The following is a 20,589-nucleotide window of genomic DNA, read 5'->3' as shown; positions in this document are numbered from 1 at the left end:
AAATTACTTTTGTTTGATAGTATATGAATTTCATTTTAAAAAGTATATCGTACGTCTTACATCCACTAATAATGCCATTATTAGGTGTCATCTTTTACTTTTCTAAAACACCACGTTTTATACCTGAACCTGTAAGAGATGCTAAGGTGTTTTCTACGGTTTTGCTGACTGTAATACTTCCAATCCTAGTTTATTATTTACTGAGAACTCTCAAAAAAGTAGAAAGTATTTACCTAAAAACTACCAACGAAAGAAAACTACCCCTTTTAATTAATGCCTTAATAATAAGTCTAGTAATTTCAAGAGTCTTTCCATCAAATGAAATTGAAGAACTAAATTACTTCTTCATAGGCGTTTTAGTATCAACTCTTATTTGCTTTGTTTTGGCAATCTTTAAAATAAAAGCTAGTATTCATATGTTAGCTGCTTCTGGTTTTTTTATGTTTGCTCTAGCTTTAAGTATACATTTTCATATTAATATAAATGGAACTATTGCTCTAATGATGGTGTTATTAGGAGCAATCGCTACGTCTCGCCTTCATCTAAAAGCACACACTTATCTTGAACTAATTATTGGATCTTTGGTTGGTATATTACCCCAGTTTCTTCTGTTTAGGCTTTGGTTATAATATATAGAACATTATTCCAATTCTTACCGCTTTTGAGTCTATAGACTGACCATTTAATAATGATGCATCATCAAATATAGGATTAAGACCGTAATATATTTGAAAATTCCATGTACCATAACCAGCACTTAGTGTTAATCCATATTGAAGTCTATTAAAGGCATCAATGTTAGACAGTTTTATGTCTTGTAATTCACTTTCTAGTCGTGAAGAACTAAACACTAAATAGCTGAATTTGAATCCTGGGTAAATACGCCAAAACTTGTAATCTGTTGCATTAGAAGTACGCCACCGTAATTCAAAAGGTACATCAATGAGATAGGTCGAGAATTTGTTTTTACTAACATTACCAAAGTTAATGTCTGAGTCTGTAAAAGCTACGCCATTAGAATCCTCTGTTATGTATAAATCTTGATTATAAGAATTCGAAGAGATACCAAAACCTAATCCGACTGACCAATTTCGTTTTTTATTTATTGGCATATCTCTTATAAATCCAAAATGAAAACCTGTAGAAAAATCTGTTGAGGATATATTGCTTGGATTGTCTGACAAAAGATTATAAGTTATAGAGGCATAAAATTGATCCTCACGGTATCTGTCATCTATCTCTACAGACAAGCTATCTTGTGATAAACTAAATTGAATAGAAAATAAAAAGAGTAAAAAATAAAACAATCTCATACTGTAAAGCTATTAAATTTCAATAAGTAAAACGCATAAAAAAAGCGTTATGATAGTATCATAACGCTTTTTATAAAATTAAGATATTTTTATTCTTCTTTTTTCTTACCAGTAATGTACATAATCTTAAGTGCATTTGCTTCTCTTAGCTCTTGCTTAATATCTGATACAATACCTGCATTTGTTTTCTCATCAACTTTTAGAGCCACTACAACTCTATCCTTTAATTCTTCATTAAGAGAGGTAATATATTCGAAAACTGCTGGCTGAATAGCGTCTAAACTAACAAACGAATCGTTAATTTGTATACGTCCTTCTGTACCTAAGTTACTGTATTGCTCGCTAGGCTTACCTGCATAGATAAACATAGTTCTGTCTTTTTTAAGCTTCTCTATCTGATCTGCGACAGGTAAAGTATTTTCTACCATTGTAGAGTTATCTCTCATTACGGTAGCTACCATAAAAAAGAATAATAACATAAATACAATGTCTGGTAAAGATGCCGTCGATATCGCCGGTAATTCACCACCTTTTTTCTTCTTAAACTTAGACATACTAATTAGTTTTATCTGGTTCTGCTTCCGAGAGTTTTAAAGGAAACATATCCTTTATTCTCTTGATATCATCGTTAAGCTTTTCGTCTTTATTAAATTGATTCTTTTCTTTCTCTTCTAACATAGACGCAAAAGATCGATTAAAGATACGTTGTGCTTCTCTTTCTCTTAGCTCATTATATGCTGCCACCAATTCGTTTTGGACTTCAATATATCTACCGTAACTCGTTTCACGATCGTGTTTTAGCGTAATAATGGCTTTATCAGGATGATCAGAAGATGACTCATCTCGTTTTCCTTTACAATAATCACAAGAAGCTCCTTCCGCATTAACTCCACCACCATTATCCAAGAAATCTATTGCTGCTTGTTTAAGGTCTTTGATGTCCATTAATTCTTCTTCTACCAATAATCTATCATCTCTATTTACGAGAATTGTAAATAAGTTTTTCTGCTTGATTATAGGTGGTTCAGTTTGAGAATCATCGATTGGAGGTAAACTTCTTAAGATACCCTTATCTTTTTCAATAGTTGTTGTAACTAAGAAAAATATCAATAGTAAGAAAGCAATGTCAGCCATTGAACCGGCATTAACCTCTGGTGCTGCTCTTTTTGCCATAATTTACTATTTACTGATTATTTTTTTAACTCCTGAAAAAATCATTGCTGCAGCTGCTACCGCTAACAAAATGTAAAATGCGGTTAATCCAGCTCCGACCATTTGAGATTGGCCTGGAGTAGCAAACTCGTCTTGATTTTTATATTGTGTAACATCTCCACCGGAAACTAAATAAGCTATTAATAGTACCGCAACAAAGGCTACGAGTCCTATTATCGTATTTTTTAGTCCTGCTGTGTTTGTAAATAAATTCTTTATTACAAAAAATAAAACAAAAGCTAAAACTAAGCCTAATATTACATAAGTAACAAAGGCCATTGGGTCTATGATAGCAGTATCTCCTGCTAATGCAGCTGCTTCTATTTCATCATCTCCTTTAGCAATGATTCTTACTAAGAATACAATGCCAAGTAGACTTAAGATAGCAGCTACTATTTTTAAAATTTTATGCATACCTAACTCTTATTTTTTGTGTCTTACTAATAAATCCATTAATGTAATTGAAGAATCTTCCATATCATTTACAATACTGTCAATCTTAGCGATGATATAGTTGTAAAAAATCTGAAGTATAATAGCCACAATAAGACCAAATACTGTTGTTAAAAGTGCTACTTTAATACCACCTGCTACTAAAGAAGGTTGCATATCACCAGCGGCTTCAATTTTATCAAAGGCTTTAATCATACCAATTACTGTACCCATGAAACCAAGCATTGGTGCTAATGCGATAAATAATGATATCCAAGATACATTCTTTTCTAACTGACCCATTTGTACACCACCGTAAGCTACAACAGCTTTTTCAGCAGCGTCAATATCTTCGTCCGCTCTGTCTAGACCTTGATAAAAGATAGATGCAACAGGTCCTTTTGTATTTCTACAAACTTCCTTAGCTGCTTCAATACCTCCAGATGCTAAAGCGTCTTCAACATTTTGAGTTAATTTTTTTGAATTTGTAGTAGAAAGATTTAAAAAGATAATTCTTTCAATAGCAATAGCTAAACCAAGAATTAAACATAATAAAACGATGCCCATGAATCCTGGACCACCTTCAATAAATCTCTTTTTTAATTCTTGATGAAACCCTAAATCTTCAGCATCTGCTGCTTCTTCTTGGGCTACATTTGCAACGGTTGTTGTTGCGGCTGCTACTGTTGTTGTTGCGTTTGCATTAACAGTTCCAACTGCCATTAAACATGTAATGGCTAGGATAGAAAATAATCTTTTCATTGTCTTGAATCTTAATTTTATTAGTTAAAGTGTTAAAGATATAAAAAATATGTAACTATTTAAGTAACATCAGCAGAGAGGAAGGGATTCGAACCCTCGAAACGCTTTTGGCGTTTACACACTTTCCAGGCGTGCGCCTTCGACCACTCGGCCACCTCTCTGTAAGTCTCTTAAAATTACAGAACGCCAAATAACAAAAAAATCTTCAAACACTAAAATTATAGGCGTTAATTTTAGGACATTTCGCCACGCAAAGACCTTTCAAATATGGATTGAAATTCTAATCGACTAATATTCTGACCAATGAGATACATGAGCTTAGTAATTGCTGCTTCAGTTGTTAGGTCTTTTCCTGAGATGACTCCGATATTTTTGAGCTGAGAACTCGTTTCGTATTGTCCCATTCTTACACTACCACCAGAACATTGTGTTACATTAATAATATAGACACCTCTTTTAATAGCTTTTTCTAACAAATCTATAAACCATGAATCTGTTGTTGCATTTCCTGAACCGTATGTTTCTAAAACTAACCCTTTAATAAGTTTACTTTTTAAAACAGCTTCTAAAATAGGTTTTGCAATTCCTGGAAATAGTTTTAATATAGCCACATTACAGTCCATCTTTTTATTTACCTTCAGAGAAGCCTCTATATTAGGTTTTAATAAAAACTTTTTATTGATATTTAGGTGCACACCTGATTCTGCTAAATGCGGAAAATTTAAAGACTCAAATGCTTCAAAATGCTCGGCATTAATCTTTGTAGTTCGGTTACCACGATACAACTTATATTCAAAATACAGCCCTACTTCTCTAATTACAGGCTCTCCTTTTTTATGAAGTGAAGCCAATTGAATTGAAGTGATTAAATTTTCTTTAGCATCGGTACGTAAATCTCCAATCGGTAATTGAGACCCAGTAAAAATTACTGGCTTGGATAAATTTTCGAGCATAAAACTTAATGCAGAAGCAGAATAACTCATAGTGTCACTACCATGCAAAACAACAAAACCATCAAACTTGCTATAATTATCTTTTATAATATCGGCAATGTCACACCAATATTTGGTGTTCATATTAGATGAATCTATAGGTTCTTCAAAAGAAACCGTCTCTATATCACAATCTAGTAGTCTTAATTCAGGAATTCGTTTTAAAAGGTTACTAAAATCAAAAGCCTTTAAAGCTCCTGTATCAGGATTTTTTATCATCCCAATAGTACCACCAGTATAAATTAAAAGTATGTTTGGTTTTTCCATATTAAACTCCGAAAACGGCTTTTGAATTTTGTGTAGTGATTTCAGCAATCTCAGATTCTGAAATACCGTAAAGTTCCGATAATTTTTCTAGAACCTTAATTATATAACTACTTTCATTGCGTTTTCCTCGATAAGGTTTGGGCGCTAAATAAGGTGAATCAGTCTCTAAAACTATATGTTTTAAATCTATTTGATTGATAAACTGGTCTATCTTACCGTTTTTAAAAGTCACCACACCTCCAATACCTAATTTCATGTTATACGAAATAGCTTGCTTTGCTTGTATAAAATTACCAGTAAAACAATGAAAAATTCCGAATAAATCATCGCTCTTTTCTTCTTCTAAAACTTGAAAAATTTCGTCAAAAGCTTCTCGACAATGGATTACAATCGGAAGTTTGTATTTTTTAGCTAAGTTAATTTGAAATCTAAAAGCCTCAATCTGAATATCTAAAGTACTTTTATCCCAATACAAATCGATTCCTATTTCGCCAACAGCATAAAAATCTCTTTTTTGAAATTGCTCTTGTATATGGTCTAGCTCTTCTTTATAATTATCTTTTACAGATGTAGGGTGCAGACCCATCATTAGAAATACCTCATCAGGAAATTCGGTTTCTAACTTATACATAGCATTTGTGTAACTAGAGTCTATTGCAGGAATAAAAAAACGTTTTACTCCAGAATCTATAGCTCGCTTTATCATCGCTTGCCTATCTTCATCAAAGGAATCACTATATAAATGGGTGTGCGTATCTGTAATTATCATACCGCAAAAATAATTGTTTATAGTATTATATTTACACAAAGTGAAAAAATGGAAACGCTTAAAGATTTTTTAATAGAAAAAGGATACTCAAAAGTCAAGCTAAAACTTACCAAAACCAATCATTTTGAAATTGGAGCTATCATTAATGGTATTAAAGGACGCTTTATTTTGGATACTGGTGCATCTAGTAGTTGCGTTGGTTTTGAAGCAATAGAACACTTTAATCTTAAAGTTGTAGATTCGGAAATTAAGGCTGTTGGTGCAGGAGCTTCTGATATGGTAACGAAACTCTCAAAATCTAATACTTTAAAAATAGGTAAATGGCAAAAACAGCGCATACCGTTAATACTATTTAATCTTACCCATGTTAATCAAGGTCTCTTAAATCACAATGCTGATGCTGTTGACGGTATCATCGGTGCCGATATACTAAAAAAAGGAAAAGGGATTATTGACTATGACAAAAAATACCTTTATTTAAAACTATAGTTTTAATACATTTTTTTAGCTACCTTAATAAAGTTTTGATTTTTAGCTATTTAACCAAAAAACCTGTTATAAATGTTAAAATTAAATATCAGTATTTATACGTATAGATAGCTGAAATATTATTCCGAAATTTACATTGCTAACAATCAATAATATTTCTTACAAGGAAATTATTTAAGTATGAAAAATAACAACAGTAAAATATTTGTGTTACTACTAATTGTAAGTACTGTTGCTATAATAGTAGCAAATGTCTCTGTAGTCTTTTTTAGTTAATTTTAGTTTAGTTAGCTTTTAGATATAATAGGGTATCTAAAATATTAAAGCGCAATTTGGGGGAATTGCGCTTTTTTTATGAAATAAAAAAACCCTCAACTAGTGAAGGTTTTTTTAAACTATATATTTAATAAGACTTACATTTCTAAAGCCTTCTTAATATCGTTATCCATTAATAACTCTACAGGGTTTTCTAAAGCTTCTTTTACAGCAACTAAGAAACCTACAGATTCTTTACCATCAATAATTCTGTGGTCGTAAGATAATGCTACATACATAATTGGTCTTACTTCAACTTTACCATCAATAGCAACTGGACGCTCAACAATGTTATGCATTCCCAAAATACCACTTTGAGGAGGATTGATAATTGGAGTTGATAACATACTACCAAATACACCTCCATTAGTAATTGTAAAAGTACCTCCTGTCATTTCGTCTACTGTAATCTCGCCTTCTCTAGCTCTAATTGCTAATCGCTTAACTTCAGATTCTATACCTCGAAATGATAAATTTTCTGCATTTCTTATCACAGGCACCATCAATCCTTTTGGTCCTGAAACAGCAATACTTATATCTACAAAATCGTAAGTCAGCATTTCTTTTCCGTCAATCATTGAGTTAACTGCTGGGTACATTTTTAATGCACGAACAACTGCTAGACTAAAGAAACTCATAAACCCAAGACTAACGCCATGTTTTGCTTTAAAATCTTCTTTGTATTGTTTACGCAAATCAAAAATTGGAGACATATCGACTTCATTAAAAGTCGTTAACATTGCAGTAGTATTTTTTGCTTCTACTAAACGCTCAGCTACTTTACGACGTAACATTGACATTTTGCTACGAGAAGTACTTCGGTTTCCACCTGTTGGTGTACCCATAGAAGGCACTGCGTTTATAGCGTCTTCTTTTGTGATACGACCGTCTTTTCCTGAACCAGAAACGGATGATGCTTCAATTCCTTTTTCTGATAAAATCTTTTTTGCTGCTGGACTTGCGCTGCCTGTAGCATATGTTTTTGTATCTTTTGCTACTGGCTTTGACTCTTTCTTTTTAGGTGTTTCTTCCTTAGCTTCTTTTGGAGTTTCATCAGAACTACCTTCTGGTTTAGCTGCACTTGTATTAATCAAGCAAACAACTGCACCAACAACAACAGCATCACCTTCTTCATATCTATTACCATCTGAATCTTCAAGCTTAATTATTCCGCTTGCTTCCGCTGGTAATTCTAAAGTTGCCTTATCGCTATCCACTTCAGCAATGGCTTGGTCTTTTTCTACATAATCGCCATCTTGGACTAACCATTCTGCAATTTCTACTTCTGTAATTGATTCGCCTGGTGAAGGCACTTTCATTTCTAAAATCATGCTTTATGTATTTAAGCTCTAATTTGAGTTGTTTTTAATTTATCTCTGGTTGTTTTTGCTTTTATCAAAAACATAATCTATAACTTCTTGGTGACGCATTTTTGAACGCACCGAACTTCCTGCTGCTGGTGCACCATAAGGCCTTCTGCTTGCAGAACGCCATTGTTTTGCTTCATCAAAATGCATTAGCATATGACTATAAGCTCCCATATTACGTGGTTCTTCTTGTGCCCAAACAACGTCGTCAGCATTCTTATATTTCTTGAGTATTTCTCTCATCTTATTAACAGGTAATGGGAACAATTGCTCAATTCTTACCAATGCAATATCGTCTCTTTCTAATTTTTCTTGTTCGTCTTGTAAGTCATAAAAGAACTTTCCAGTAACAAAAACTAACGTTTTTACTTTACTAGCTTTTGCATTTTCATCATCAATTAGCATTTGAAAATTTCCGTTTGCAAAGTCTTCTACCCTAGAAACTACTTTTGGGTGACGTAATAAACTTTTTGGTGTGAAAACTATTAAAGGTTTTCTGTAATTAGCCTTCATTTGTCGACGTAATAAGTGGAACATGTTTGCTGGTGTCGTACAATCGGCAATAAACATGTTGTCCTTTGCACAACCTTGTAGATAACGTTCCATACGACCTGAAGAATGCTCTGCTCCTTGACCTTCGTAACCGTGAGGCAACAACATTACTAATCCGTTTTGGGTTTTCCATTTGTCTTCTCCAGACGAAATGTATTGGTCAATCATTATCTGTGCTCCGTTACTAAAGTCACCAAATTGTGCTTCCCAAATTGTCAATGTTTTTGGGCTTGCCATAGCATAACCATAATCGAACCCGACAACTCCATATTCTGATAATAATGAATTGTATATATTGAATTGTCCTTGATTTTCAGATACATTTTTTAGAAGAATTATTTCTTCCTCACTATCCTCAACCTTGACAACCGCATGTCTATGTGAAAATGTACCACGCTCTACATCTTGACCTGAAATACGAACATTAAAACCTTCTGATAGTAATGATCCGTATGCCAAATGTTCTGCCATAGCCCAATCTAATCTATCTTCATCAAACATAGTTTGACGTGACTCTACCAAACGCTGAATTTTACGAATAAATTTTTTGTCATCTGGTAGGTTAGAAATAGTTTTGGTAATATTTTGAAGTAAATCTTTTGATACTGTTGTATCAATCGTTTTGACCATTTCTTTTTCATCTACACGTACAAAGTCTTTCCATTGTTCCTGCATGAATAGAGAAATTTTAGTCTTTTCAATCTTACGCGAATCCACTAATTTTTCTTCAAGTTGGTCCTTATATTGTTTTTCAATTTTCTTAACATGACCTTCATCGATAATACCTTCAGCAATTAGTTTTGCTGCGTAAATATCCCTAGGGTTTTGATGCTTTGATATAGCCTTGTATAATAGCGGCTGTGTAAATTTTGGCTCATCACCTTCATTGTGTCCATATTTTCTGTAACCTAACAAGTCAATAAAAACGTCCCTGTTAAATTGCATCCTGAAGTCTAAAGCAAATAAAATAGCATGAACAACAGACTCAGCATCGTCGGCATTGACATGTAATACAGGAGATAAAGTAACTTTACCAACATCTGTACAGTATGTACTTGATCGACCGTCTAAATAGTTTGTTGTAAAACCAATCTGGTTGTTTACCACAATATGAATTGTTCCGTTGGTTTTATAACCATCTAACTGCGCCATTTGGACCAGTTCATAAACTAAACCTTGGCCAGAAATTGCTGCATCTCCGTGAACTACAATTGGTAGTACTTGTGAAGCATCTTCAATTTCTTTTTTATCTTGTTTTGCACGCGAAATACCCTCTACAACTGCTCCAACTGTTTCAAGATGTGATGGGTTTGGTGCTATACTTAAATTTATTTTTTTACCTGTATCTGTTTCACGGTCACTCGTCCAACCCAAATGGTACTTTACATCTCCATCAAAGATTTTTTCTTCGTAATCTTTTCCATCAAACTCACTAAAGATATCTTTTGCAGATTTTCCAAAGATGTTGGTCAATGTACTTAAACGACCACGGTGTGCCATACCCATTACAAACTCCTTAACGCCATAATCTGCTGCCTTCTCTATCATAGCATCCAAAGCAGGAATCAATGATTCATTCCCTTCTAAGGAAAAACGTTTTTGACCAACATACTTTGTATGTAAAAAGGTTTCGAAAGAAACAGCTTCATTTAATTTTCTAAGAATATTTTTCTTTTCTTCAGCTGAAAAATTTGAATGGTTATCATTTATATTTAACTTATTCTGAATCCAATCTATTTCTTCTGGCTGGCGTATATACATGTATTCTACACCAATAGAATCACAATAAATACGTTCTAAATGATCAATAATACTTTGCAGTGTTGCCGAACCTAATCCTAAAACTTCTCCTGCAGAAAATCTGGTTTGTAAATCATTTTTTGATAAACCAAAATTTTCAATTTCTAAAGTTGGTGCATATTTTCGTCTTGCTCGAACAGGATTTGTTTTTGTAAACAAATGGCCTCTACTTCTGTAGCCGTCGATGAGTTTTATAACCTGAAATTCTTTTTGAACATGCTCAGGAATTTGAGTCGAAACACCTTCTACAATTTCACCATCTAAACCATAACTTTCTGCACCAAAGTCATACCCTTGAAAAAAGGCACGCCAACTTGGCTCTACAGAATCTGGATTTTTAAGATATTGGTCGTATAAATCAGCGAAATATGCTGTGTGTGCTGCGTTAAGAAAGGAATATTTATCCATTTGTTTTTTTGAGACGTTTTCGTTTCAACAAAGTTTAGACAAAAGTACAACTTTTACCTTTTTTAGTCGCACTTTTAGTATATTTATAAGAATTGTTTAATTAATTTCTTAGAATGAAGTCTCTTTTAATCTCAATAGTATTTATCTTTTTTAGTTTTATTGGTTTTTCACAAATTGAAAACAATAACAGTTTTTGGAACAATGTCAGATTTGGTGGTGGTATTGGACTAAATTTTGGGAATGGCTTTTTTAGCGGAACACTAGCACCACAAGCCGTTTATGACTTTAATCCCTATTTTTCAGCTGGCCTAGGCCTAACCGGAAGTTACAGCAGTCAAAAAGATGTTTTTAACTCAACTATTTTAGGTGGAAGTGTTATTGCTTTAACCAATCCATTTCCTGAATTACAACTTTCCGTAGAATTGGAGCAAGTCAATGTCAACACATCGTTTGAAGGTATATTTTCTTCTAACGAAAGAGATAATTTTTGGGCTACAGCTTTATTTTTAGGCGCTGGTTATCGAACAGGAAATGTAACTTTTGGCGTTAGATACGATGTGCTTTATGACGAGGATGAAAGCATTTATGCAGACCCATGGTTGCCTTTTGTAAGGTTTTGGTTTTAAATTCAGTAATGGTCAAACTTCACTTAGCAGAATTAATAAACTGCCGCAAAAGGAAAATTTAATAATTAATTTATAGTTTTTCAACTAAATAATTAATCAAATCAGTTGTTGTAACAATGCCAACAAGCTTACCGTCGTCTAATACAGGTAGTGCATGAAATTCTCTTTCCCCAAGTAATTTAGCCACCTCTTTTACAGTTGTGGACGATGGAACACTGACAACATTTTTTGCCATAACCTGCTCAATAGTAAACATATTATATACTATTGTGTCTACTTCACTATCATACTCATCAGTAGCATCTGCAAAACTAATCCTCAACAAATCTGTATAACTCAACATACCTATTATAGTTCTATCCTTAACCACTGGAATATGCCTGATACTATTTTTCTTAAACAACATCTCTGCAGTTTCCAAATCGTCTTTTAGATTTAAAGTAATAACATCTTTGGTCATTATCTTAGAAATTGGTACTCCTCGTTCCATAACTCAAAATTTAAAATTGCTCTTTAAAATTAGTAGAAAACACCATAAAATGACATGATAAAAATCATATTTTTAGACACTAGTTATCAGTAATTTAGAGCTATTGCTCACATTTTATAAATTAAAATATCATGACAACTACTGTTCCTTTTTTTAATCCCGAAAAAATGCATGACGAATCTAAAGATTGGTTGTCGTTTGTAAACTTTATTAAAACTGAATACTTATTTCTTTTGGACACCATAAAAGATGTGATTTTACCAACTACAAATGATTATACTCAAATCGAAAAAGAAGAAATTATAGATGCTATAAACAGGTCAGAAAAGCGAAATAATATTATTACTCGAATGATAAATTCTCATATCGGATTCCTAGAAGACTGCATTGAAGAAAATGACAAGCAAAATCAAGATGCTTTTATTAGCGAGCACAAATCAATTAAAATAACTGTCAACAGGTATAAAATAGATTATGACCGACTAAAAAAACAGATTATTAATATTATAAAAAATGCTAGAAAAGAAGAAAAACTAGAATATCTTCTTGATAGTAAATAGCTTCTAATAAACTTTTAATAATTGGCCTTGTACCAAACTTTCTGCCATTCGCGCTGAAGTATAAGAAATGTAATATCCTCAGAAAGCTTTATGGTATCATCACCATCTAAATCTCTAACTTTTGCCTCGGCAACATCAATGATATACAATAGGTTAAGATATTCCGTAAATCTATTTTGGATGAGATTATAGATTTCTTCTTTTAGTATTAATTTCAAGCTTGTTGGTAAAACTTCATCACTAAATTCTAAATCTATATTGGCTAATGATAAATCTTTATTCAATTGAATAATTAAAGCTTTATATAGTTTCAGTCTGTTTGCCTCATCTACTAAAGCCTCAAAAGATTTTGGTAATTGCATTATACATTTCTAGTCATTAGTCCCAATCCAAATTGCTTAAGAACTTTCTTTTTATCTTCAGAAATATTCAACAATTTTAAAAGAGAAAACGCTTTTTCGGTATACTGCTCAACAGCTTCTTTAGTAGCTGCTTTTGCTCCTGTTGCAGTGAATATACGTTTAACTTCATCTACTTTTTCTGGAATATCTACGGGTTGAGTGTTAAACAATTCTAAAAGTTGAATTTTGTCCTGTTCAGAGGCAAATTCAAGAGCTTTTAGGTATAAGTATGTTTTTTTGTTTTCAATTATATCACCACCAACTTGTTTACCAAATGTTTCAGGGTTTCCAAAAGCGTCTAGGTAATCATCTTGTAATTGAAAAGCAATTCCTAAATAACGTCCAAAATCATAGATTGCTTCTTGATCTTCGACTTTAGCTTCAGCAACTATAGCTCCCATTTGCATAGCAGCACCAACTAAAACAGCCGTCTTATACTCAATCATTTTTAAATATTCGGGTATAGTAACATCATTCCTTGTTTCGAAATCAACATCGTATTGTTGTCCTTCGCAAACCTCGGTAGCTGTTTTACTAAATAGCTTGGCCAAAGACTGAAATGTTTCAGCCTTATAATTTTCAAATAGTTGATATGCCATAATAAGCATAACATCGCCAGAAAGAATTCCTGTATTTATATCCCATTTTTCATGGACAGTTTCTTTTCCTCGTCGCAATGGTGCATCATCCATTATATCATCATGAACTAAAGAAAAATTATGAAATACCTCAACGCTTAAAGCTGCGTCCAAAGCTTTGGTATAATCGATTTCAAAACAGTCAGCTGCTAAAAGTGTTAAAACTGGCCTTAATCTTTTTCCTCCAAGCATTAGTATATAATTGACTGGATCATAAAGGTTTTTTGGATGACGCTCTTTGACATAATTATCTAAATGCGCCAAAAAAGCTGATTGATACTTTTGGATATAGTTCATAATACAAAAATACAGCTTCAGTCAATTTAAATTCAACATTACCAATGTTAAAAAATCATTAAAACTTTGGAAACTTATATTGTATTTTAAGTTTCCTAGTGTATTTTTGCCATCATATTATGAAAGAAAATATAATTCACAAAGCTTCAGATTTATTTCTAACACTTGGTTTTAAAAGTGTTACAATGGATGATATTGCCAATGAAATGGGTATATCCAAGAAAACTATCTACGTCCATTTTAGCAATAAAACTAAATTAGTTGAAGCTGTCACTTTTACATTATTCGAAAATATATGTAATGGGATTGATTGTATTTGTGACGAAGCTATTAATCCGATTGAAGAGCTATACGACATCAAAATGTTTGTAATGCAACATCTCAAAAACGAAAAAGCATCGCCACAATACCAATTAAAAAAATACTATCCAGCAATTCATGATGTTCTAAAGTTTAAACAATTTGAAAAGATGCACGAATCTGTTTCTGAAAGTTTAACTAAAGGCATTAATACCGGTGTTTTTAGATCAAACATTGATGTAGAGTTTATAGCTAGGCTATATTTTAATGGAATGACAGGCATTAAAGACGAAGCTATTTTTCCACGAGAAAAATTCAACATGGAATATCTTATGGAAAACTATTTAGAATACCACTTAAGAGCCATTGTGACCGACAAAGGCTTTAATATATTAAATCAATTCATCAACAAAAAACCAATCACAAAACACTAATGAAAAACTTACTAAGTATATGTTTTTTAATTGCTTTTAGTTTTGGGTATACCCAAGACATACCAAGTAGTTTTAGTTTACAAGAAGCTATTAATTATGCATTAGAAAACAATAGACAATCAAAAAATGCTACTCGTGATATCGATGCTGCTAAACAACAAAAATGGGAAACTACTGCCACTGGACTTCCTCAGTTAGACGCCACTGTTAATTATCAAAACTTTTTAAAGCAACAAGTTTCAGTTGTACCTGCGGAATTTTTTGGAGGTAATCCAGGAGAATTTGCCGAGGTAATATTTGGTACACAACAAACAGCAACTGCTACTGCAACTTTAAATCAGCTATTATTTGATGGTTCTTATCTAGTTGGTCTTCAATCTGCAAAAGTGTTTTTAGAAATTTCAGAAAATGCAAAAATCAAAACCGATTTAGAAGTAAGAAAAGCAGTTATTAATGCCTACGGAAATGTGCTGCTTTCTGAAGAGAGTATTTCTATTTTAGAAAAAAACATCGCTGTTTTAGAAAAAAATCTAGATGAAACTCAAAAAATATATGAAAATGGTTTGGAAGAAGAAGAGAGTGTCGAACAGCTTCAAATTACATTATCCAACCTTAAAAGTAATCTTAATAACTCTAAACGATTAAGAAGTATCGCATACCAAATGTTTAATATTACTTTGGGAATTGAATTTAATACAACTCTAAATCTTACCGATAATCTAGAGACATTAACAATTCAAAATATTTCTTTAGAAACCTTAACTCAAGAAAATAATGTTGAAACTACGATAGATTATAAAATTGCAGCTAATGACACAAAATCTAAAGAATTACTACTTAAACTAGAAAAAAGTAAAGCAATTCCTAGATTGAGTGCATTTTTAAACGGAGGTTATAATAGTTTTTCAGACGACTTTGTTTTTTTAGATAGCAATAATCGTTGGTTTGGATTTTCTTCTGTTGGAGTTAATTTAAATGTCCCCATTTTTAGTTCAGGAAAAAGAAGTGCTGCAACACAACGTGCTAAAATAAATCTAGAAAAATCTAAAGATGATTTAACTGAAACACAACAACGTCTTAATCTTCAAATAGAAACTGCAAAAAGCAACTACAAATTTGCGATTGAAGACTACACAAATAAAAAACAAAATCTTGCACTTGCAGAACGTATAGAACAAAAAAATCAAACAAAGTTTTTTGAAGGCATTAGTTCTAGTTTTGAATTGAGACAAGCACAAACACAATTGTACTCCGCTCAACAAACACTTTTACAAACCATGCTTAATGTCATAAACGCAAAGGCTGAATTAGAAACTATCACTAACAAAATTGACTAAAACTCAAAACATATCTAAAATGAAAAATATATTAAAATTAACCTTAGTTTCTTTATTAATATTTGCTTGTGATGGAGAAAAAAAGAAAACTGTCGAGAGCGTTATTGAATCCAATAACCTTGAAGACATTAGAAAAAAACGCGACGAAATTGTAGCCCAACAGCAAGAAATCACAGGAAAGCTTAGTCTTTTAGACGAAAAAATATCGAGCTTAGATACAACTAAAAATGTGCCACTTGTAACAAGTTTTAAAGCTCAAAAAGAAGTGTTTATACATTATGTAGAGCTACAAGGAAGTGTAAGTACAAAAAACAATTTGGTGCTTTTTCCAGAATATTCAGGAATTTTAACGCGTGTTTATGTCAAAGAAGGGCAAAAAGTAAGCAAAGGACAAACCCTTGCTAAAATTGATGATGGCGGATTAAGTCAACAATTGGCGCAAATAGAAATTCAAGCTAACCTAGCAAAAACAACTTTTGATAGACAAAAACGTTTATGGAATCAAAAAATTGGTAGCGAAATTCAATATTTACAAGCAAAATCAAGTTACGAAGCACAAACACAAGCCGTAAATCAGCTAAAGCAACAAATAGCAAAAACTTATGTGAGAGCACCATTTTCAGGTACTATTGACGATGTGATTACCGAGCAAGGAAGTGTCGTTGGCGCAGGACAATCGCAATTAATGCGTATCGTAAACTTAGACGATATGTATATTGAAACTGCTGTTCCAGAGCGCTATATATCGGATGTTGTAAAAGGGAAAAATGTAGAAGTTGAATTCCCGATTCTGAATAAAACTATCAGTGCTAAAGTACGTCAAGCTGGAAACTTTATTAACCCAGCAAACCGAACGTTTAATGTTGAAATTGCAGTTCCAAATAAAGAAAAAAACATAAAACCTAACCTTACAGCGCGTCTAAAAATTAACGACTACACCAATGAAGAAGCAATTTTAATTCCTCAAAGTATCATTTCAGAAAATGCTAATGGACAACAATATGTTTATGTGATTAGTGATAAAAACTCGGACAATGAAGGTGAAGCAAAACGCATCATCGTTAAAACCGGAAAAACACAAGGCGATGTTATTGAAGTATTAGAAGGTTTGGACGGAAATTCAGAAATTATAAAAGAAGGTGCGCGTAGTGTCCGTGATGGACAAACCGTAGAGGTTATTAATTATACAGAAAATAACAATGGAAATTAAAAAGAACAAACAGAATGTAGATAAAGAATTCGCGTTATCATCTTGGGCAATTAATAATAAAACCACAATGTATGTACTAATTGCTGTATTTTTCTTTTTAGGGATTTCTGCATTTTTTAGCATGCCTCGAGAAAACTTTCCAGAAGTTAACGAGACTAAAATTTACGTTAGTACTGTATATCCAGGGAACACTGCTGAGGATATTGAAAAACTTGTGACTGACCCATTAGAAGACAAACTAAAAACGGTCAGTAATCTGGTTGAACTAACCTCAACATCTCAAGAAGATTATTCAATTTTAATTGTTGAATTTGACGAAAATATAACCGTTGAACAAGCCAAGCAAAAGGTAAAAGACGAAATAGATTCTGAAACATCAAGTGAAGATTGGCCAACGTTTAATGGTGCAAAAGTTGAACCTAATGTTTTTGAATTGAGCCTTTCGGAAGAAATGCCCATCTTAAATATTAATATTTCTGGTGATTACCCAATTGAAAAATTAAAGGAATATGCCGAGTATCTTCAAGATGAAATTGAAGATTTACCAGAAATTAAAAAAGCAGACATTCGTGGTGCACAAGATCGCGAAGTTGAAGTTGAAGTGGATATCTACAAAATGATGGCAGCGCAAGTGACCTTTAATGATATTTTAGGCGCTATTGGTAATGGAAACGTTACACAATCTGCCGGAAACTTAAAAGCATCTGGTCAAAGACGTACTATAAGAATAATTGGTGAAATCGAATCACCTGATGAGCTTGAAAACTTCGTCGTAAAAACTGAAAAAGGAAATTCAATCTACCTAAAAGATGTTGCAAAAGTAACTTTCCATGAGGAAGATAAAACTACGTTTGCACGTAAATCTGGTAAACCTGTAGTTATGCTTGACGTTAAAAAACGTGCAGGAAAAAACATGGTAGCCGCTTCAGAACAAATTGCCATTATTACCAAAAACGCAATAGATAATTACTTTCCAAAAAATCTAGAAGTTACCATTACCAACGATCAGTCTTCAGTAACTATTGGCCAGGTTGATGACTTAGTAAATAATATCATTTTTGGGGTTATTCTGGTGGTAACAGTTTTAATGTTCTTCCTTGGATTTAAAAATGCATTATTTGTTGGTTTTGCCATACCAATGTCAATGTTTATGTCCTTAATGATTTTAAATCTTATTGGGTACAGTTTAAACACCATGGTGCTTTTCGGGCTTATCATGGGTCTTGGTATGTTGGTAGATAACGGTATTGTAGTTGTTGAGAATGTGTACCGACTTATGGAAGAAGAAGGTTTAACACGACTACAAGCCGCAAAAAAAGGGATTGGAGAAATTGCGTTTCCTATAATAATTTCAACCTTAACAACAGTTGCTGCCTTTGTACCGTTAGCATTTTGGCCAGGAATTATGGGTGAGTTTATGAAAATTCTACCAATAACATTGTCCATTGTTTTAGGGTCTTCCTTATTTGTCGCCATCTTTTTTAATTCGGTTTTAGTCTCACAGTTTATGAAAACGGAAGACAAGGAAATGCCAATTAAACAAATCATAAAGACAACCATTATTGTTGCAGGCATTGGGCTGCTTATTTTAATTTTTGGCGGCTCGTATCGTGGATTAGGAACAGTAATGATTTTTACTGCTATTATGCTTTGGGCATATCGTTTTTTGATTCGTAGAATGGCGAATAATTTTCAGAATAAATCTTTAGTAAAGCTTGAAAATTGGTATGAACGCATGCTTAACGGCGCATTGTCCAAAAAACGTCCTTATGTTTTAAGCGGTATTACATTTCTTTTGTTAATAGGTGCATTTATGGCTTTTGGTGCTTCAGTAGCATCACAAAGAACCAAAATTGAATTCTTTCCTGATAACAAACCAAACCAAATTATTGTCTATATAGAGTATCCTGAAGGTACAGATATCGAGAAAACAAACGCAATTACAAATCAAATTGAAAAGCGCGTTTACGATGTCATTAACGAAAGTCAATACATGGATGATGGGCGAAACTTCTTGGTGGAAAGTGCTGTTTCACAAGTTGGTGAAGGTGCTGGAAATCCACAAACAGATGGTGGATCCTCTGCAGAAATGCCTCATAAAGCAAAAATCACAGCATCCATGCGCGAGTACAAATATCGTCGTGGTGAAGACAGTGAAATTTTACGTCAAAAAGTACAAGAAGCATTGGTTGGTATTTTTCCTGGGGTTTTAATTTCGGTCGAAAAAGATGCGAATGGCCCGCCAGCTGGTGCTCCAATTAATATCGAAATTGAAGGTAACGATTACAACGAACTCATTGCTACTGCCGAAGAAATGCGCGAGTTTATTAACGCTAAAAATATCACTGGTGTTGACGAGCTTAAAATTGATGTCAATAAAGACAAACCAACCATGCAAGTGGAGATTGACCGTAAAAAAGCGGGCGAGCTTGGTATTAGTGCTGCACAGATTGGAACTCAATTACGTAATTCTATTTTTGGAGCAAAAGCTGGAATCTATAAGCAAGGTGGTGATGATTTTGATATTTATTTGCGTTTTGACCAAGATATACGATACAACACTAGTGCATTATTTAATCAGAATATCACGTTTAGAGACAATACTGGACAGATAAAGGAAATCCCATTATCTACGGTTGCTAAACAAAAAAATAATTCTGGTTTTAGCGCTATTAAGCATAAAGACACAAAACGTGTCGTTACTGTATATTCTGCATTATCTCCGGGAGAAACAGATGCTGGTGCTGTTGTAGCAAAAATTCAGAATGAAATGGCCAGTTTCAGAAAATTACCTACTGATATTAAAATTGATTATACAGGACAAATTGAAGAACAAAACAAACAAATGGCATTTTTAATGGGTGCGTTTTTTACAGGATTGGGTTTAATTTTCTTCATCTTAATTTTTCAATTTAATTCGGTTTCAAAACCAACAATTATTATGTTGGCGATTTTCTTAAGTCTAATTGGTGTATTTGGCGGATTGGTAATTTCAGGAAGTGCATTTGTAATTATGATGACCATGGTTGGTATTATTTCACTTGCAGGTATTGTTGTAAATAATGGTGTTGTTTTATTGGATTACGCACAACTTCTAATTGATAGAAAAAAGATTGATTTAGGTTTGGATAAATCAGATTACCTAGAACATGACGATTTATTTAAATGTATTGTAAAAGCTGGAAAAGCACGTTTAAGACCAGTATTATTAACTGCAATTACGACTATTTTAGGACTTATTCCTTTAGCAATTGGATTAAATATTAACTTCTTCACATTATTCGCAGATTTTAATCCAAATGTATATATGGGTGGAGATAATGTTGTTTTTTGGGGACCATTAGCATGGACTGTAATCTATGGATTATTCATAGCAACATTCCTAACCCTAATTGTAGTACCAATATTTTTCTATTTGAGTATGCGCTTAAAGATGTGGTTACGCCGAAAAACATCTTCAAATAGTCAAACTGGAGAACAAAATGTATTAAATGAAAGTGATAGACAGCTTGCTTTAGACAAGTAGAGTTGTTAAAAAGCATAAAAATCCGAAGCAATGTCTTCGGATTTTTTATTGATAGTCTCATAACTTCCTTAAATTTGCAACCTTAATATTTT

The 20,589-nt window shown here is 32.9% G+C and carries 20 protein-coding genes and 1 tRNA gene; 8 read left to right on the top strand and 13 right to left on the bottom strand.

Annotation, left to right across the window (positions count from 1 at the left end; genetic code table 11):
• Positions 1–71: 71 nt before the first annotated feature.
• Entirely contained in the window at positions 72–629 is a 558-nt protein-coding gene (locus tag BTO05_RS10045) for a hypothetical protein (protein ID WP_232459730.1), read from the top strand.
• Here BTO05_RS10045 and BTO05_RS10040 read toward each other — a convergent pair.
• The 8 genes from BTO05_RS10040 to BTO05_RS10005 all read right to left on the bottom strand — a co-directional run bounded on the left by BTO05_RS10040 (position 624) and on the right by BTO05_RS10005 (position 5,747).
• Positions 624–1,313, bottom strand: coding sequence for a porin family protein (locus tag BTO05_RS10040; RefSeq protein WP_087492533.1), 690 nt, complete (start codon positions 1,311–1,313; stop codon positions 624–626). The two genes, BTO05_RS10045 and BTO05_RS10040, sit on opposite strands and share 6 nt — an antisense overlap.
• Before the next feature lie 89 nt (positions 1,314–1,402).
• Positions 1,403–1,867, bottom strand: coding sequence for an ExbD/TolR family protein (locus BTO05_RS10035; RefSeq protein WP_087492532.1), 465 nt, complete (start codon positions 1,865–1,867; stop codon positions 1,403–1,405).
• 1 nt (position 1,868) lies between these two features.
• Entirely contained in the window at positions 1,869–2,486 is a 618-nt protein-coding gene (locus BTO05_RS10030; RefSeq protein WP_087492531.1) for an ExbD/TolR family protein, read from the bottom strand.
• Between the two features lie 6 nt (positions 2,487–2,492).
• A complete protein-coding gene (locus BTO05_RS10025; protein ID WP_087492530.1) occupies positions 2,493–2,939 on the bottom strand; it encodes a hypothetical protein in 447 nt (148 codons plus the stop codon).
• Positions 2,940–2,948: 9 nt separating this feature from the next.
• A complete protein-coding gene (locus BTO05_RS10020) occupies positions 2,949–3,719 on the bottom strand; it encodes a MotA/TolQ/ExbB proton channel family protein (RefSeq protein WP_087492529.1) in 771 nt (256 codons plus the stop codon).
• 73 nt (positions 3,720–3,792) lie between these two features.
• A tRNA-Ser gene (locus BTO05_RS10015) sits at positions 3,793–3,880 on the bottom strand.
• Between the two features lie 72 nt (positions 3,881–3,952).
• Positions 3,953–4,978 carry an asparaginase gene (locus BTO05_RS10010; RefSeq protein WP_087492528.1) on the bottom strand — a complete coding sequence of 342 codons (1,026 nt, stop codon included), beginning with the start codon at positions 4,976–4,978 and terminating at the stop codon, positions 3,953–3,955.
• 1 nt (position 4,979) lies between these two features.
• On the bottom strand, positions 4,980–5,747 hold the full coding sequence (locus tag BTO05_RS10005; RefSeq protein ID WP_087492527.1) for a TatD family hydrolase: 768 nt from the start codon (positions 5,745–5,747) through the stop codon (positions 4,980–4,982).
• Between the two features lie 48 nt (positions 5,748–5,795).
• Here BTO05_RS10005 and BTO05_RS10000 point away from each other — a divergent pair, with 48 nt between their 5' ends.
• Positions 5,796–6,236 carry a retropepsin-like aspartic protease gene (locus BTO05_RS10000; RefSeq protein WP_087492526.1) on the top strand — a complete coding sequence of 147 codons (441 nt, stop codon included), beginning with the start codon at positions 5,796–5,798 and terminating at the stop codon, positions 6,234–6,236.
• Positions 6,237–6,649: 413 nt separating this feature from the next.
• Here BTO05_RS10000 and odhB read toward each other — a convergent pair whose 3' ends face one another.
• Together odhB and BTO05_RS09990 are read right to left on the bottom strand one after the other, a co-directional pair.
• The gene (odhB, locus tag BTO05_RS09995) at positions 6,650–7,882 is read right to left on the bottom strand and encodes a 2-oxoglutarate dehydrogenase complex dihydrolipoyllysine-residue succinyltransferase (RefSeq protein ID WP_087492525.1); all 1,233 of its coding nucleotides are present in this window, start codon (positions 7,880–7,882) and stop codon (positions 6,650–6,652) included.
• Between the two features lie 39 nt (positions 7,883–7,921).
• Complete coding sequence (locus BTO05_RS09990; protein ID WP_087492524.1) at positions 7,922–10,678, bottom strand: 2-oxoglutarate dehydrogenase E1 component; 2,757 nt, start codon at positions 10,676–10,678, stop codon at positions 7,922–7,924.
• 113 nt (positions 10,679–10,791) lie between these two features.
• Between BTO05_RS09990 and BTO05_RS09985 the strand changes: the two genes are divergently transcribed.
• Complete coding sequence (locus tag BTO05_RS09985; protein WP_087492523.1) at positions 10,792–11,304, top strand: alpha-ketoglutarate decarboxylase; 513 nt, start codon at positions 10,792–10,794, stop codon at positions 11,302–11,304.
• 70 nt (positions 11,305–11,374) lie between these two features.
• Here the strand turns inward: BTO05_RS09985 and BTO05_RS09980 are convergent, their stop codons facing one another.
• Entirely contained in the window at positions 11,375–11,794 is a 420-nt protein-coding gene (locus BTO05_RS09980) for a CBS domain-containing protein (RefSeq protein ID WP_087492522.1), read from the bottom strand.
• 131 nt (positions 11,795–11,925) lie between these two features.
• Here BTO05_RS09980 and BTO05_RS09975 point away from each other — a divergent pair, with 131 nt between their 5' ends.
• Positions 11,926–12,354, top strand: coding sequence for a hypothetical protein (locus BTO05_RS09975; protein WP_087492521.1), 429 nt, complete (start codon positions 11,926–11,928; stop codon positions 12,352–12,354).
• A gap of 14 nt (positions 12,355–12,368) precedes the next feature.
• Here BTO05_RS09975 and BTO05_RS09970 read toward each other — a convergent pair whose 3' ends face one another.
• Positions 12,369–12,716, bottom strand: coding sequence for a hypothetical protein (locus tag BTO05_RS09970; protein ID WP_087492520.1), 348 nt, complete (start codon positions 12,714–12,716; stop codon positions 12,369–12,371).
• A complete protein-coding gene (locus tag BTO05_RS09965; protein ID WP_087492519.1) occupies positions 12,716–13,690 on the bottom strand; it encodes a polyprenyl synthetase family protein in 975 nt (324 codons plus the stop codon). The genes BTO05_RS09970 and BTO05_RS09965 overlap by 1 nt, the downstream gene beginning before the upstream one ends.
• A gap of 119 nt (positions 13,691–13,809) precedes the next feature.
• Here BTO05_RS09965 and BTO05_RS09960 point away from each other — a divergent pair, with 119 nt between their 5' ends.
• From BTO05_RS09960 to BTO05_RS09945, 4 genes are read left to right on the top strand one after another with little or no spacing between them, the layout of a single operon-like run.
• Positions 13,810–14,424 carry a TetR/AcrR family transcriptional regulator gene (locus tag BTO05_RS09960; RefSeq protein ID WP_087492518.1) on the top strand — a complete coding sequence of 205 codons (615 nt, stop codon included), beginning with the start codon at positions 13,810–13,812 and terminating at the stop codon, positions 14,422–14,424.
• Positions 14,424–15,761 (top strand): TolC family protein, encoded by a 1,338-nt coding sequence (locus BTO05_RS09955; protein WP_087492517.1) that lies wholly within the window; start codon positions 14,424–14,426, stop codon positions 15,759–15,761. Before BTO05_RS09960 ends, BTO05_RS09955 begins: the two co-directional genes overlap by 1 nt.
• 19 nt (positions 15,762–15,780) lie before the next feature.
• Entirely contained in the window at positions 15,781–16,971 is a 1,191-nt protein-coding gene (locus tag BTO05_RS09950; protein WP_087493339.1) for an efflux RND transporter periplasmic adaptor subunit, read from the top strand.
• Complete coding sequence (locus BTO05_RS09945) at positions 16,961–20,497, top strand: efflux RND transporter permease subunit (RefSeq protein ID WP_198295224.1); 3,537 nt, start codon at positions 16,961–16,963, stop codon at positions 20,495–20,497. Before BTO05_RS09950 ends, BTO05_RS09945 begins: the two co-directional genes overlap by 11 nt.
• The last annotated feature ends 92 nt before the right edge of the window (positions 20,498–20,589 follow it).

This window comes from Winogradskyella sp. PC-19 (genome assembly GCF_002163855.1).
GTDB lineage: Bacteria > Bacteroidota > Bacteroidia > Flavobacteriales > Flavobacteriaceae > Winogradskyella.
The sequence above is the reverse complement of the archived record's forward strand: the minus strand, read 5'-3'. Positions and strand labels throughout refer to the sequence as shown.